The organism is Haloarcula halophila (assembly GCF_029278565.1).
Taxonomy (GTDB): Archaea; Halobacteriota; Halobacteria; order Halobacteriales; family Haloarculaceae; genus Haloarcula; species Haloarcula halophila.
Map to the genome: position 1 here is coordinate 1,840,159 of NZ_CP119559.1, position 14,928 is coordinate 1,855,086.

Sequence of the window (14,928 nt, forward strand, 5' to 3'; positions counted from 1 at the left end):
AAAGAATCCCAGGAACGCCCCTTACTCGTCGCCCAGCGCGACGTAAGTCGTCTCGATGATGCGGTCGTCGCCCTCCAGTCGGTCGAACACCTCGGCGGTTGGCTTCTCGTCCAGGTTGTAGACGGAGAGGGCCTCGCCGCCGATGGTCTCGCGACCGTTGAACATGCCGGCGATGTTGATGTCGGCCCCACCCAGCACGCTCCCGATGAAGCCGATGGTCCCGGGTTCGTCGCGGTTACGGACGACGAGCATGTGCCCGTGGGGGACCGCCTCGATGCGGTGATCGTCGATACGGACGATCCGGGACTCCTCGCCGGCGAACTGGGTCCCACAGACGGAGACGGAGTTCTCGCCGTCCGAGACGGTGACGGTGAGCAGACTCTGGTAGTCCTCGGCCGAGCTGGTCTTGGATTCGGTGACGTTGATGCCCCGTTCCTCGGCGATCTGGGGTGCGTTGACGGCGTTGACCTGGAGTTCCGACGGAGCGAAGACGCCTTTCAGTGCGGAGGCGGTGACGTACTCGACGTCCTGGTCGGCGATGTCACCGGCGTAGGTGACCCGAACCTCGGACATGTGGCCGTCGAACAGCTGGACGGCGATGCGGCCGGCGGTGTCGGCCAGGTCGAGGTACGGCCGGACTTGCTTGAACGTCGTCTCGTCGATCGAGGGGGCGTTCAGTGCGTTGGCGACCGGTTCCTCGTTGAACGCGGCGACGACCTGGTCGGCCGTCGAGGTCGCAACGTTCTCCTGGGCCGCCTCGGTCGAAGCACCCAGGTGCGGGGTGACGATGATGTCCTCGACGTCGAGCAGCGGGCTGTCGGCCGACAGCGGTTCCTCGCCGAAGACGTCCAGTGCTGCGCCCTTGAGCGGGCCGTCCGCGACGGCCTCGGCCAGTTCCGGTTCGTCGATGATGCCACCGCGAGCACAGTTGACGACGTAGCCTTCCCCGATGCGTTCCAGTTCCCCCTCGCCGATCATGTTCTCGGTCTCGGGGGTCAGCGGCGTGTGGATGGTCACGAAGTCCGCGGCCTCCAGACACGTTTCGAGTTCGTCGACGAGTTCGGCGCCGAACTGGTCGGCCCGCTCCTGGCTGATGTAGGGGTCGAACGTGACGATGTCCATCCCCAGTCCGCCGAGGCGTTTGGCGACCTCCTGGCCGACGCGGCCGAAGCCGACGACACCCAGAGTCTTGTTGTTGAGTTCGGTCCCCAGGAACTCGCTTTTGGCCCACTCGCCGTTCTTGAGGCGGTCGTGGGCCTGCGGGATCGACCGGGCGGTAGCGAACGCCATCGCGACCGAGTGTTCGGCGGCGGCCCGGACGTTGCCGTCGGGCGCGTTCGCGACGATGACCCCGTGGTCGGTAGCAGCGTCGATATCGATGTTGTCAACGCCGATGCCGGCGCGACCGACGATGATCAGGTCGGGCGCTGCGGCGAAGACCTCCTCGGTGACCTCGGTGCCGGAGCGGACGATCAGCGCGTTCGCGTCCGCGACCGCTTCCAGCAGCGCGTCGCCCTCGACGTCGTAGGCTGTCTCGACCTCGTGGCCGGCCTCGCGGAGTCGTTCGAGGCCAGCGTCGTCGATCGGGTCCGTGACGAGTACCTTCATGTCGGAGTGGATTTCCCCGGGGGCAATAACGCTTGTTTTCTCGTCGCGCGCGTACTCGCGTATCCGACCGCGGTCGCCCCGGGAGGTCAGGGTAGTTCGGCGTCTGTCCGGGCGACCAGATCCCGTGCCCGGGACTCGAAGGTCGCGGCGACGTCACGATGGCTGTCGGCCGCGAGGTCGTAGGAGCGGTCCGGCGGTTCACCGTCGACGACTTCCGGGAGCAAGGTATCGAACTCGTAGCGGCGCAACCGTACGTCCGCTTCGTGGACTCGCTCCCAGACCTCGTCGGTCGGCGCGGGGAGGTCGAAGGCCGTCCAGACGGCCTCGAGGATCGCCCCTTCGATCTCTCGGTACCGCTCCAGGTGGCGCTTGACCGGAGAGACGAGGTCCGAGACGTACGCCTCGGGGGCATCGTGGAGTAGGCCGTACAACTGGATACGGGCGGACTCATCGCTCGCAGCCAGTTCGCGGCTCACGTACAGCGAGTGGAGGCCGACGCTGTAGAACTCCCGAGTCTGTCCCGAACACCGGCAGATGTTCGAGAGGCCGTGCGCGATGTCGGCGAGTGCGATATCCTCGGGCTGTGGATCGAACGGTCTGAACTCCCGTCCGCTGACCGTGTTCATCACGGCCGCGTGGGGTTCCGAGCGAGGGGTCGGAGTCATGGCTGTGAGAACGGGGTAGTTCTGGTTAAAATTTGTGGACCGTAGTGCTGTTGTGTGTAAATTTGTTTGTACACAGGGATCGGGACCGGGAGATGAGGAAACGCTTTCAGGGCGGGGTCACAGCACTCGACCAGTGAGCGAGACGATCCATCTGATCCCGGTCGGGATCGACGTCGAGCGACTGTTTTTGCCCATCACCCAGGGGGAACTGTCGGCCGACGCCGTCGTCCTCTACCGGGCGCGACGCCACAGCGACGACCGGGAGGTCGCCGATCTCGCCGAGCGGATGTTCCATCGCTTGGAGTACACCTTCGAGCGGGTGCTGGGCGCCGACGTCGAGACGGCCTTCATCGACAGCGTCCACGACTACGAGAACGCGTACAAGACCGCATACCGGGCACTCCGGGAGCGGGTTCCCGAGAACGATGTCTGGATCAACATCTCCTCGATGCCCAGAACGGTCTCGTTCGGGTTCGCGACGGCGGCGAACACCCTGGTCAACGAACGCCCCGAGTTGCGCGACCAGGTCCACGTCTACTACGTTCCCCCGGAGGCGTATCTGACGACCAGCCTCCTGCGGGAACTGGAGACGGAACTGTCCTTCCTCAGGGACGGCGGCGATACAGACGACCGCATCGCCGAGATCGAAGACCTGCTGGAGACGGTCCGGGAGCGGGGCGTCACCACCGGCGCCCGCGAGATCGACGGGCAGCGCTACGTCGAGTTGCCCCCGGCTCCGCTGGCGGAACTCCGTGAGTTCGAACGGGAACTGGTCGGAGTGCTCGGTGAGTCCGGCCCGACGGAGTCGACGTCGGCGCTCGCCCGGGAACTGGCCACCCGACGCGGCGAGGACGCCGACGAGTCACTCCGGAGCAAGGTCCAGTACAACGTCCGTCAACTGGAAGCGAAGGGGTTCCTCCGACGGGTCGATGTGGGCGGAAGCTACGAGACGAGACTCACGAAGATGGGGCGGCTGTGGGTCCAGACCCACTGACGGCTCTTGGATCGAGCGCCCCGAAAGACGATCGAAGCAGCGTGTGCCCGAGCTACCGCCACTCGGGAAGGGACGCGGCGTCTACCAGTGGAAGTGTCATATAGGCGTCGTCCTGCGAGACATCCGCGATGACGAGCGTGTCCGTCGTGCCTTCCTCGACGGAAGCCATGACTTCTGCGTCCTCAGCAACTTCCACTGGGGCAACCGTGTCCGGCTCCATGCATGACAATATGTAACACCAGTATATAAACATAGCGGAATCCACGGACGGTGGCGGTATTTCTGTCATCCCTCTGTCTGACATATGTTCGTTTTGTATCACTACCGGGAGGGATACTCGGATCGTCGGTACTCCCTGCGGGTTTCAGGGATAGTCGGCCGGCGCGGAGTGAGAACGCCTCCCTTACCCGAGTTCCATCGTCCATTCGTTAGTGTCAGGATGCTGTCGGACCCAGTCACCGGAAGCGTCGACAGCATCGTCGTCGGCAACGGGAGGAGGGGGGTCCGAGCGTGGACGGGGTGCCCGCCACACGATCCACGAGGGGAAACGAGAACGACCGGCGACCGCGGCGCCGGCCACAGCGGCGCTGGTGACCGGCGGACGTGCGGGGAAAACCGGCGGATGTTAAGGACTTAGTAGGTGCGGGCAGGAAGTTCTGGCAGTATGAACGTTGCAGACGCGATGACGCCGCGCTCGGAGGTCGTCACGGTGGAGATTCCGGGCACCCGTGACGACGTCCTCGAGTACCTCCAAGACCGAGGCTTCTCCTCGGTTCCAGTCATCAAACCGACCGACGATGGGGAGGAGTTCCGGGGACTCGTCACCCGGGAGGCGCTCATCGATCGACCCGACGAAGACCAGCTCGCGATGCTCGTCGAGGAAGTCCCGACGATCACCGCCGACGCCACCCTCCAGGCGGCAGCCCGGTTGATGCTCACGGAAGGCGAGCGCCGCGTTCCGGTCGTCGGTGACGGTCTGGAGGGGATCGTCACGATGACCGACGTGATCCGCGCTATCGCCAACGGAGACGTCGACGGGAGCGCCACCGTCGGCGACCTCGCCCGCGCGGACGTCAACAGTGTCTACGTCGAAACCCCGCTGACGGTCGCCGAGCGGGAACTCTCCTACGCCGACGTGCCCTACGGCGTCGTCCTCGACGACCACGGCGACATGACCGGGATGCTCACCGAGGTCGACATCATCGAGGTCGCCCGCGTCGTCGAAGGCGAGGACGACACCGGCGACTCGATCGCCAACCAGGACGACGAGTGGGCCTGGGAAGGGATCAAGGCCGTCGGGGGCCGCTACATGCCGACCCGGAACGTCGAGATCCCGGCCGAACCAGTCCGGGAGTTCATGACCCCCGACGTCGTCACCGTCAGCAAGCGCCGCACGGCCGAGGAGGCGGCCCAGCTGATGATCGAACACGACATCGAGCAGATCCCGCTCGTCGCCGGCGACGAACTCGCGGGCATCGTCCGGGACGTGGACCTCCTGGAGGGCCTATGAACGAGGGCGAGCGTCTGACCGAACTGGCCAAACGCCGCGGGTTCTACTTTCCCGCGGCCGGCTCCTACGGCGGCGCCGCCGGCTTCTGGACCTACGGACCACAGGGCGCTGCGCTGAAAGACAACATCGAGGACGCCTGGCGGGACCGCTTCGTCGTCCGCGAGGGCCACCAGGAGATCTCGGCCCCAGACGTGATGCCCGAACCCGTCTTCGAGGCGTCGGGCCACCTCGACGGCTTCGACGACATGATCGTCGAGTGTGCGGAGTGTGGCGCGACCCACCGGGCCGACCACGTCGTCGAGGACGCCACCGACATCGAGGAGGCCGAGTCCCTCCCCAACGAGGAGATCATGGACCTCATCGCCGACCACGACATCGAGTGTCCCTCCTGTGGGGCCGCCCTGGCCGGCGAACCCGTCGAGAACTTCAACCTGATGTTCGAGACGAACATCGGCCCGGGGAGTTCCTCGCCGGGCTATCTGCGCCCGGAGACCGCACAGGGCATCTTCGTCGAGTTCCCACAGCTCTCGGAGTACGCCCGCAACCAGTTGCCCTTCGGCGTCGCCCAGATCGGGAAGGCCTACCGCAACGAGATCTCTCCGCGGAAATCGCTCGTCCGCGTCCGTGAGTTCACGCAGGCCGAACTGGAACACTTCGTCGATCCCGAGGAGGACGAGCCACCGCTGTCGGTAGTTGCGGACGTGGAACTGCCGCTGTACTCGGCGGCGGCCCAACAAGCCGAGGACGGCGGCCAGCGGGACCTGACCGTCCGGGAGGCCGTCGACGAGGGCGTCGTCGCCAGCGACTGGGTCGCCTACTATCTCGGCGTCGCGAAGGAGTGGTACGAACGGATCGGCGTCGACATGGACCGGTTCCGGTTCCGCCAGCACCTGCCCGGGGAGCTGGCACACTACGCATCCGATTGCTGGGACGCCGAGGCCGAGGTCGACGGCGACTGGATCGAGATCACCGGTTTCGCCTACCGGGGCAGCTACGACCTCGACAAACACGCCGACCACTCCGGCGAGGACTACACCGTCTTCAAGCAGTACGACGAGCCGGTCACCGTCGAGCGGCCGACGGTCGATCCGGACATGAGCTACCTCGGCCCGGAGTTCGGTGGCGCCGCCCAGCAGGTCGCCGATGAACTGGCGGCACTCGCCGAGCGTGATCCGGACGCCTTCGACGGCGACGAGGTCACCGTCGAAACCGACGGCGAGGAGTACACAGTCCCGGTCGCAAAGACCGGCTTCAGCGTCGAGGAGATCACCGAGAGCGGCGAACACGTCCGTCCCCACGTCGTCGAACCCTCCTTCGGCGTCGGCCGACTCGTCTATACGGTGCTGGCCCACGCCTACAGCAGGGACGAGGTCGACGGCGAAGAGCGGACCTACCTCGATCTCCCCGCCGAACAGGCCCCGACGACCGTCGGCGTCTTCCCGTTGATGGACAAAGACGGGATGGACGACCTCGCCAGCGAGATCGCCGGCGACCTCCGGAGTGCCGGCCTGTCGGTCACCTACGACGACGCCGGTGCCATCGGCCGGCGCTACCGCCGGCAGGACGAGATCGGGACCCCCTACTGTGTGACAGTCGACTACGAATCGATCGAAGAAGGGACGGTCACGCTCCGGGAGCGGGACACCACCGAGCAGAAACGGGTTCCGATCGATAGCCTGACCGACCACCTCGTCGCGCTGAGCCAGGGCGAGGCGAGTTTCGACGCGTTGTAAGATGGCCGACGAGGTCGCCAGGCGTCTGGTCCACGCCACCGGGTCGGCGGTTCCGCTCTGTCACCTGCTGGTCCCCGATCTCGTCACGTGGCGGGTCGTCCAGTGGTTCCTGGCGTGCTGTCTACTCGTCGTCGTCGTCCTGGAGTACCTGCGGCTCTCTGTCGGCCTGGACTGGGCCATCTACGACCGCCTCACCCGCGAGTACGAACAGGACAACCCTGCGGGGTACGCGCTGTACATCGTCGGGATGGCCCTGGTCGCCTTCGCCGTCGGGATCGGCGGGATGACCACGAGCGTCGCCGTGCCGGCGATGTTGATGCTCGCGATCGGTGACCCGATCAGCGGACTCCTGGGCTCTGCCAGCGCGAGCGCGGTCAAGCAGACCTGGGTCCTGCTCGTGATGTTCGGCGTCTGTACGCTGCTCGCTTCCCCGTTCGTCCCGCCAGCGGCGGCAGTACTGGGCGGCGCTGCCGCGACGTTCGCCGACGGGGTCAAACCGACGATCGCCGGCTACGTCGTCGACGACAACTTCTCGATCCCGGTGCTGGGCGCGGCCGCGATGTGGGTCGGCGTGGCCCTCCTCCCGGTGTAGCTGCCGGGACCGTCGTCTCCCCGTTCACTTTCACCGCGGTACCTGAACCCTTAACCGCTATCGGGGACTATTCCGGCCAAATGGCGACCGCCGAAAGCGGGGAGTACCTCGACCGGCCGCTGGTGACCCAGGGGTTCCTGGAGAACCGTCGGTACCAGGTCGAACTGGCCGAGACCGCCGGCTCAAGCCACACGCTCGTCTGTCTCCCGACCGGCCTCGGGAAGACGACCGTCTCGCTGCTCGTCACGGCCCAGCGACTCCACAGCGTCGGCGGCACCTCGCTGATGCTCGCACCGACGAAACCGCTCGTCCAGCAACACGCCGAGTTCTACCGCGAGGCGCTCACCGTCCCCGACGACGAGATCGTCGTCTTCACCGGCGAGGTCAGACCCGACGACCGGGCCGCCCTCTGGGAGGACGCCCGCGTCGTCATCGCGACCCCACAGGTCGTCGAGAACGATCTGGTCGGCAACCGTATCTCGCTTGCCGACGTGACTCACTGCACCTTCGACGAGTGTCACCGCGCCACCGGGAACTACGCCTACAACTACATCGCCGAGCGCTACCACGCGGACGCGACCGACCCGCTGGTGACCGGGATGTCGGCCTCGCCGGGCGACGACGAGGAGGCGATCCTCGAAGTGTGTGAGAACCTCGGGCTCTCGGAGGTCGCGGTGATGACCGAGGACGACGCCGACGTCGCCGACTACACCCACGACACCAGCGTCGAGTGGAAACGGATCGAACTCCCCGAGGTGGTCGTCGAGATCCGGGACGCGATCAACGAGGTCGTCGCCGACCGGCTCGAACAACTGAAGGAACTGGGCGTGACCAACAAGTCCTCGCCGGACCTCTCCGAGCGGGAGATCCAGGGGATGCAAGCAGAGCTCCGGCAGTTGATGGACAACGACCAGAGCGAGGGCTACCAGGGGATGAGCCTGCTCGCCGAGATCCGGAAGCTTCGGACCGCAGTCACCTACATCGAGACCCAGAGCGTCGAGTCCCTGCGGCGGTACTTCGAGCGGTTGAAAGAGGCCGCCCGTTCCTCCGGTGCGTCGAAGGCCGACCAGCGACTCGTCAGCGAACCAAAGATCCGCGAGGCCATCCGGAAGGCCCGGGAGTACGACGACCTCCATCCGAAGTTCCGCCGGACCCGGATGTTGCTCGCCGAAACGTTGGGCATCGAGAACGGCGAGCGGGTCATCGTCTTCACCGAGTCCCGGGACACCGCCGAGACGCTCGTGGACTTCCTCTCGAACCACTTCGAGACCGAGAAGTTCGTCGGCCAGAGCGACACCGACGGGAGCGATGGAATGACACAGACCCAGCAACAGGAGACGCTGGATCGGTTCCGGGCCGGCGAGTTCGAGGTACTCGTCTCGACCTCCGTCGCCGAGGAGGGGCTGGACGTCCCCGAGGTCGACCTGGTGTTGTTCTACGAACCGGTCCCGACGGCGATCCGGGCCATCCAGCGAAAGGGCCGGACGGGCCGGCAGGCCGAGGGGCGTGTGGTCGTCTTGCTGGCCGAGGACACCCGCGACGAGGCCTACTTCTGGAAGGCCCGTAACGACCAGAAACGGATGCAACAGGAGCTACAGGACCTCAAGAGCGTCGCCGGCGACCTCGAAGCCGAACTCGACCAGACCGGGCTGGACGACTACGAGGACGGCGGCGGTTCCGGGTCAGCCGGCAGTGACGGCGACGGTTCGGATGGAGACGGGGACGGAGCGTCGCGTGGAAACGGCGGGCAGGCGGTCGCTTCCGAATCGGACGCTCCAACCGAAACGGGGGGCAACGGCCAGGCGGGCCTGGACGCGTTCGCCGGCGAAGCGACGCCGGAAGGTGGATACGACGGCGGCGACGATGCTGGAGCCGACGACGCCGCGGACGACGGCACGGTCGCGACGGCCGACAGCGACGACGAGACCGTCGAGATCGTCGCCGATCAGCGGGAACTGGACGCGACGATCGCCAGGGACCTCTCGACCCGCGAGGGGATCAAGACCCGCCTGGAGACGCTGGCCGTCGGCGACTACGTCCTCTCGGATCGGGTGATCGTCGAACGCAAGACCGTCTCGGACTTCCTCGATACGCTGACCGGCGGCGACCGCTCGATGTTCGAGCAGGTCGGCGACGCTACGCGCCACTACGCCCGTCCCGTCGTCGTCATCGAGGGTGGGGACCTCTACGGCGCCCGGAACGTCCACCGGAAGGCGATCCAGGGGGCGCTCTCGTCGTTGTCGGTCGATTTCGGTGCCAGCGTCCTCCAGACCGCCGACGAGGACGAGACTGCGGACCTCTTAGAGACCATCGCACAGCGCGAGCAGGAAGAGGCCGACCGCGAGGTCAGCGTCCACGGCGAGAAACAGTCCCGGACGCTGCCCGAACAACAGGAGTACGTCGTCGCCGCGATCGGCGAGGTCGGCCCGGTCACCGCCCGGTCGCTGCTCGAACACTTCGGGAGCGTCGAATCCGTCCTGACTGCCGACGAGGAGGAGCTACAGGCGGTCGACGGAGTCGGCTCGGTGACCGCAGAACGGATCAGAGAGGTCGTCGGCGGCGACTACCACGACGGGTAGGCCGGGGACGACCGCCCACGGAGCGCCGTCGGGTGGCTCCGAGATGGGGCCACTCATACCAACCCAGGGACATATCCATCGGTGTCGGTACGCGACAGTCGTATCGGGCTGTTCGGGCACGATTCGCTCCGACAAAAACGTTCATATCAGAGGGAGATATAGAACCGCTGGGGGGAAGAGAGCGACGTGAAACAATCACAGTCTGAGACGAGATACTTCGAGTTCGAGCTACACAACATCGGTGCCGGCAGCGAGACACTCGCGTCCGACGAGCTGGCGACCGATCACGACTACGTTCTCGCAGTGCTGTTGCGGAACCACTACTGTCCGTTGTGCCGGGAACTCGTCCGGAACCTGGCAGACCGCTACGACGAGTTCGCGACCCGCGGTGTCGCCGTCGTCCCGGTGTTACCGGACATCAGGGAGCGGGCGCTGTTGTGGCACCGGCGCTACGACCTTCCGTTCCCGATGCTTGCCGACCCGGAAACGAACATCGTCGGCGACGACGACGCGCCCGACGAGTTCGACACGTTCGCCCCGTTCCAGCGGACGATCCCACGGCTCCCAGGGGTCGCACTGTTCGAGTGTGAGGGGGAGCAACTCCGGATCGTCTCACGCCACGGCGGGCCGAACCCACAGGACATCCCGACCATCGACGACCTCATACAGCGGGTCGACCGCCACCGCGACGGCGAGTCTCCCGACCGGCCCGAACAGATCACCTCCGACGGCGGGCTCGTGAACCTCAACTACTGACGGTCCGGGTTGTCGGTATCGCGGTCGGTGGGCCGACAGCCTATCGCGGTTCTCAGAAGTCCATCGCGTCCAGCGCCGCCCCCGCTTCACGGGCCGCCTGGAGGTGTTCTCGCGCGTCCCGTGGGTCCTGACTGTCGGCAGCGCGCTGTGCGAACTGCCGGGCCGTCTGTGCGAGCAGGCGCTTTGCCTCGGTCAGATCGGTCGCGGCTTCCTCGGGAAGTTCCGCAGTTCGAGTTGAAACAGAGGGGGATCGGTCGTGGGGATCGGTCCCGCTAACCGGTGTGGAACGTGACCCCGCACTCTGGGTATCGGCTGTCGGTTGGCGGTTCGACACGCCCCCCGTTTCGGATGGAGTAACGTCGGCGTTCGAGCGGGTGTCGCCGTCCGTGCTCCCGGCCACGGCTTCCGCTCCGGGGGCATCCGGAGTCTGCTCGCCTGCAGTCCCCGCGGCGTCCGCCGACGGTTCGGGTTCGCCCTCCTGGTCGCCGAACTGGACGCGAGCCTCGTCACCCGGGTCCGCGACCTCGATGTGGTCGCCGTCGGTCGTCTCGCCGTCTTCGTCCTGTTCGTTCTCCCCACGTGTGATCGGTTTCTGACAGGTCGGGCAGAACTCCTGGCCGTCGTAGCGGAAGACGGGGTCGCCACACGTGCTGCAGTGGGCGTTCGTCATCGTCGCTCCCTTCAGCAGTAGCTCGCTCATCTGTTCGGTCGCCTCGCGCTCGTCCTCCTCTTTCTCGAACTTCTCCCGGAGTTTCTCGCGTTCGGCTTCCTTATCGAAGTCACTCATACCCGATACAACGCCACCACGCTGAAAACCCTTTACGGGTCCGAATGCCTGTCCCGAGACAGGGGTTTCGACACGTTTAACGTCGGCGCGGGAGGCGTTTCGGATGGTATGACAAAGGTAAGCGTAGTCGGCGCGGCCGGAACGGTCGGCGCCGCCGCAGGGTACAACATCGCACTCCGAGACATCGCCGACGAGGTCGTCCTCGTCGACATTCCCGACAAGGAAGAAGACACGATCGGGCAGGCGGCCGACACCAACCACGGCATCGCCTACGACTCGAACACGACGGTCCGACAGGGCGGCTACGAGGCCACCGCCGGCTCGGACGTCGTCGTCATCACGGCCGGGATCCCCCGCCAGCCCGGCCAGACTCGGATCGACCTCGCCGGCGACAACGCGCCGATCATGGAGGACATCCAGTCCTCGCTGGACGAGCACAACGACGACTACGTCTCGCTGACGACCTCCAACCCCGTGGACCTGCTGAACCGCCACCTCTACGAGGCCGGCGACCGCGCCCGCGAGCAGGTCATCGGCTTCGGCGGCCGCCTGGACTCCGCGCGGTTCCGGTACGTCCTCTCCGAGGAGTTCGACGCTCCGACCCAGAACGTCGAGGCGACGATCCTGGGCGAACACGGCGACGCACAGGTCCCCGTCTTCTCGAAGGTTCGCGTCGACGGCACCGACCCCGAGTTCGACGCCGACGAGCGCGAACGGATTCTGGGTGACCTCCAGGAGTCCGCGATGGACGTCATCGAGCGCAAGGGCGCGACCGAGTGGGGACCCGCCCGCGGCGTCGCCCACATGGTCGAAGCGATCGTCCGTGACACCGGCGAAGTGCTGCCGGCGTCGGTCAAGCTAGAAGGCGAGTTCGGCCACGAAGACACCGCCTTCGGCGTGCCGGTCCGTCTCGGGAGCAACGGCGTCGAGGAGATCGTCGAGTGGGACCTCGACGACTACGAGGCGGAGCTGATGGCCGAGGCCGCCGACAAGCTCTCCGAGCAGTACGACGAGATCGCGTAACGCCCGCACCGATTTTTCGACCCGCCCGCGCCGGTGTGTAATCGATCGAGGCTCAGGTTCGCTCCCCGTCGAATCGGTCGAGCTCCGGGTCCTCGGACTCGGCGTACTCGACCTCGGTCCCCAGGAGGGCCGCCCATTCCTCCAGATGTGAGTCGGTCGGTGAGTGGTCGTTCGAGGACATGTGAGAACACTCTCGTGGCGATAATATAATGGTTTTCCCGGACAGACCCGGAGAATAGCGGGTTTCCACGCGGTCTAGCTACGTCAGTCCCGGATCGCTTCAGGGACCTGGATCGAGTACCGGCCGTCCTCTTCGAGTGCGACGATGTACTCCTCGCGGTCGTACAACTCCATCAGGTTCAGTTCGTACTGGCCGGGTTCCAGAACCTTGATCGACTCGAACTGTTCGTTGAGTTCCTCCCGAAGCTCCGAGAGGTCCGGCCGCTCGTCCGGGTCGTCGCCCCCGTCGGTAGAATCAGTCGGTGTCTCCGGGGACTGTGCTTCGACGGCCGGCTCGTCCGGTGGTTCGGCCGGCGGATCGTCCGGAAGTTCGTCCGACCCGACCACGTCGCCACGTGCGCTCGCCTGCGCGGCGTCTTCGGTTGCAGGTGCCGAGGCCTCCGCCTCCGACCCCGGGGCTCCCCCGTCGCTTCCACTGGAACCAGTGGTGTCGACGCCGGCCTCGTGGGTGTCACCCTGTCCGCTGCCGACGAAATCACGAACTGTCGCCGCCGTCTTCCCGACGGTGCGGGCGACGGTGTTGTCCGATCCGGGAGGGTCCGGCGGTTCGGGTGGCTCCGCGTCCGTCTCGGGTGGCGTCGAAGAGTCGACGCCGTCGGGTCTGAACTGGAACTTGTTGCCGCCACAGTCCGGACACCCCGAGAGCATCTCCTTGGAGCCGTCCTCGAACGCGCGGCCACAGTTCGTACACTGGTGAGGCATTATTTCCGGGAGACGAGTGCGCTGATGAGGTTTTCGTCCTTGTGGAGCGTCTCGATCTGGTTGGCCGGGCCGATGACCGTGAGTTTCTGTGTCGATTCGTTCCCCATGAGCCGGTCGAGCAGGCCCGTATTGGCCGCCTCGGACTTCGGGTAGGTCTCGATCTCGATGCCGTTGAATTCGTCGGGGCTGATCTCGGTCATGGTGACCTCGATGAGGCGTGACTCCTCGTCGGGCGAGAGCCCCTCTTCGAGGATGACGATGTTCCCCTCTCGGACGCCGTCGAGCACCGTCCGGATCTTCTCCATCGTCGTGAGCCCCTCCATTCGCTCCCCGCTGACGAGGTCGATCTGCACGCCGTCGTCCGGGTCTTTTATTTCGGGCATGGTATCACGAGAAGTACTCCGCGATCTTGTCGTACACTTCGTCCATATTGTCGCCTTCCAGCGCCGAGAGCGGGATCGTCTCGTGTTGGGGGTAGGCGTTACGGATCCGCTGAACCGACGAATCCTCCAGGTCGATCTTGTTCGCGAGGATCAGCACCGGGAGGTCCTGGCTCTCGATGATACCGATAAGCATCGTGTTGACCTGCGTGAACGGATCTGTCGCCGAGTCGAGCACGTAGATCACCCCGTCGACGTCTTCCCTGAGCCAGTGCATCGCCTCGGCGACGCCCTCCGTAGCCTCTCTGGACCGGCGGACGGCGTCGTCTTTCTCCATGTCGTGTTCGAGAAACTCCGTGTAATCGACTTTCGTCGTCACGCCGGGCGTGTCGACGATGTCGATAGTGACGGTTTTGCCGTCGCGCTCGATTTCGATGTCCTCCTTGCGGCGAGCCCGCCGTGTCTCGTGTGGGACGTGGCTCTCCGGTCCGACGGCGTCGCCGGTCCAGTCCCGAGCGATCCGGTTCGCGAGTGTCGTCTTCCCGGCGTTTGGCGGCCCGTAGATACCGATCCGCTTCGGGTCCTCCTCCGAGAACAGAGTCGATGCTGCCCGTGAGATGCTGTCTTTGAGGTTTGTTAGCAGTCCCATCCTATCCTCCCGCCGCCCGGACGTGCCGGTATGGCGGCTTCTGGCTGTAGAAGACAGTGGAATTTACTTAAGCCTACGTCAGACAAACATAACTATTCGGATAGGTTTGGGAACGTGTCCCATTCCTCTGTGGGCCGGCTCCGGACCAGCAGTGATCGTTCGTGCCTCCCCCCCCCACCCCTTCGTTTCGAGTGGAACAGCAACACCCCGTGGGATGGGTGCCGGTGAAAGCAGGGCCGGAGAGGAGAGAGCGGAGTGGGAGTGGCCGCGCGCTAGAGGGAAACTAGGTATATCTAGCGTAGACTGGTTGTAACACTAGTACAGCACAGGAGTAGTCTAAAAGAGTATCTTTTCTTTCTGGTGCGGCTTTGGTTTATACGTATAGTATATAAATCCTTCCTAGTCCAGACGCGTAATCGCCAGCCTCCTCCCCCCCAACCCCCGGTCAGTTTCGCCGTTCCACTCGAAACAAAGGGGTGGGGGGGGTTAGGATCGTCGGTTAGTCCCCTTCCCTGGTCTCCCTCGTCTATGACGGAGTACGGCACCTTCAGGCCCCTCACTCGCCTGTCTCCGGGATAGTCGCCAAAACCGCCGGGTTTCCCACTCCTACCCCGCTCACCGCAGACCCACCCTTGTTTCCCGTCCACTCGGTAGATACACCCACCCGAACCGTGCCATCGACCGAAATATTTAATATCCAATCACGCACC

Annotated in this window: 15 protein-coding genes; 7 read left to right on the plus strand and 8 right to left on the minus strand. The window is 65.4% G+C overall.

Annotated features, from left to right (window positions below; translation table 11 throughout):
- Positions 1-21: 21 nt before the first annotated feature.
- Together serA and P0204_RS09760 are read right to left on the minus strand one after the other, a co-directional pair.
- On the minus strand, positions 22-1,608 hold the full coding sequence (gene serA / locus P0204_RS09755) for a phosphoglycerate dehydrogenase (RefSeq protein ID WP_276178654.1): 1,587 nt from the start codon (positions 1,606-1,608) through the stop codon (positions 22-24).
- 86 nt (positions 1,609-1,694) lie between these two features.
- Complete coding sequence (locus P0204_RS09760; protein WP_276178656.1) at positions 1,695-2,273, minus strand: hypothetical protein; 579 nt, start codon at positions 2,271-2,273, stop codon at positions 1,695-1,697.
- A gap of 133 nt (positions 2,274-2,406) precedes the next feature.
- On the opposite strand from P0204_RS09760, the gene P0204_RS09765 reads away from it, so the two are divergent.
- A complete protein-coding gene (locus P0204_RS09765) occupies positions 2,407-3,267 on the plus strand; it encodes an HFX_2341 family transcriptional regulator domain-containing protein (protein ID WP_276178658.1) in 861 nt (286 codons plus the stop codon).
- A gap of 52 nt (positions 3,268-3,319) precedes the next feature.
- Here the strand turns inward: P0204_RS09765 and P0204_RS09770 are convergent, their stop codons facing one another.
- Positions 3,320-3,487: a DUF7556 family protein gene (locus tag P0204_RS09770; RefSeq protein ID WP_276178660.1), complete on the minus strand. Its 168-nt coding sequence runs from the start codon at positions 3,485-3,487 to the stop codon at positions 3,320-3,322.
- 444 nt (positions 3,488-3,931) lie between these two features.
- On the opposite strand from P0204_RS09770, the gene P0204_RS09775 reads away from it, so the two are divergent.
- The 5 genes from P0204_RS09775 to P0204_RS09795 all read left to right on the plus strand — a co-directional run bounded on the left by P0204_RS09775 (position 3,932) and on the right by P0204_RS09795 (position 10,437).
- Positions 3,932-4,777 (plus strand): CBS domain-containing protein, encoded by an 846-nt coding sequence (locus P0204_RS09775; protein WP_276178662.1) that lies wholly within the window; start codon positions 3,932-3,934, stop codon positions 4,775-4,777.
- Positions 4,774-6,510 (plus strand): glycine--tRNA ligase, encoded by a 1,737-nt coding sequence (glyS, locus tag P0204_RS09780; RefSeq protein ID WP_276178664.1) that lies wholly within the window; start codon positions 4,774-4,776, stop codon positions 6,508-6,510. The genes P0204_RS09775 and glyS overlap by 4 nt, the downstream gene beginning before the upstream one ends.
- A 1-nt stretch (position 6,511) precedes the next feature.
- Positions 6,512-7,102, plus strand: coding sequence for a dolichol kinase (locus tag P0204_RS09785; protein WP_276178666.1), 591 nt, complete (start codon positions 6,512-6,514; stop codon positions 7,100-7,102).
- Positions 7,103-7,182: 80 nt separating this feature from the next.
- Positions 7,183-9,681, plus strand: a complete 2,499-nt coding sequence (locus P0204_RS09790) for a DEAD/DEAH box helicase (protein ID WP_276178668.1) — start codon at positions 7,183-7,185, stop codon at positions 9,679-9,681.
- 186 nt (positions 9,682-9,867) lie between these two features.
- On the plus strand, positions 9,868-10,437 hold the full coding sequence (locus P0204_RS09795; RefSeq protein WP_276178670.1) for a redoxin domain-containing protein: 570 nt from the start codon (positions 9,868-9,870) through the stop codon (positions 10,435-10,437).
- Between the two features lie 52 nt (positions 10,438-10,489).
- Here P0204_RS09795 and P0204_RS09800 read toward each other — a convergent pair whose 3' ends face one another.
- A complete protein-coding gene (locus P0204_RS09800; protein WP_276178672.1) occupies positions 10,490-11,224 on the minus strand; it encodes an Sjogren's syndrome/scleroderma autoantigen 1 family protein in 735 nt (244 codons plus the stop codon).
- 108 nt (positions 11,225-11,332) lie between these two features.
- Here P0204_RS09800 and mdh point away from each other — a divergent pair, with 108 nt between their 5' ends.
- Positions 11,333-12,247, plus strand: a complete 915-nt coding sequence (gene mdh / locus P0204_RS09805; protein ID WP_276178674.1) for a malate dehydrogenase — start codon at positions 11,333-11,335, stop codon at positions 12,245-12,247.
- A gap of 52 nt (positions 12,248-12,299) precedes the next feature.
- Here mdh and P0204_RS09810 read toward each other — a convergent pair whose 3' ends face one another.
- The 4 genes from P0204_RS09810 to P0204_RS09825 all read right to left on the minus strand — a co-directional run bounded on the left by P0204_RS09810 (position 12,300) and on the right by P0204_RS09825 (position 14,218).
- A complete protein-coding gene (locus tag P0204_RS09810) occupies positions 12,300-12,428 on the minus strand; it encodes a hypothetical protein (RefSeq protein WP_276178676.1) in 129 nt (42 codons plus the stop codon).
- 83 nt (positions 12,429-12,511) lie between these two features.
- The gene (locus P0204_RS09815; RefSeq protein ID WP_276178678.1) at positions 12,512-13,189 is read right to left on the minus strand and encodes an OapC/ArvC family zinc-ribbon domain-containing protein; all 678 of its coding nucleotides are present in this window, start codon (positions 13,187-13,189) and stop codon (positions 12,512-12,514) included.
- Positions 13,189-13,572 carry a DUF2073 domain-containing protein gene (locus P0204_RS09820; RefSeq protein WP_276178680.1) on the minus strand — a complete coding sequence of 128 codons (384 nt, stop codon included), beginning with the start codon at positions 13,570-13,572 and terminating at the stop codon, positions 13,189-13,191. Before P0204_RS09820 ends, P0204_RS09815 begins: the two co-directional genes overlap by 1 nt.
- A 4-nt stretch (positions 13,573-13,576) precedes the next feature.
- Positions 13,577-14,218 carry an Era-like GTP-binding protein gene (locus P0204_RS09825; RefSeq protein WP_276178682.1) on the minus strand — a complete coding sequence of 214 codons (642 nt, stop codon included), beginning with the start codon at positions 14,216-14,218 and terminating at the stop codon, positions 13,577-13,579.
- Positions 14,219-14,928 lie beyond the last annotated feature (710 nt).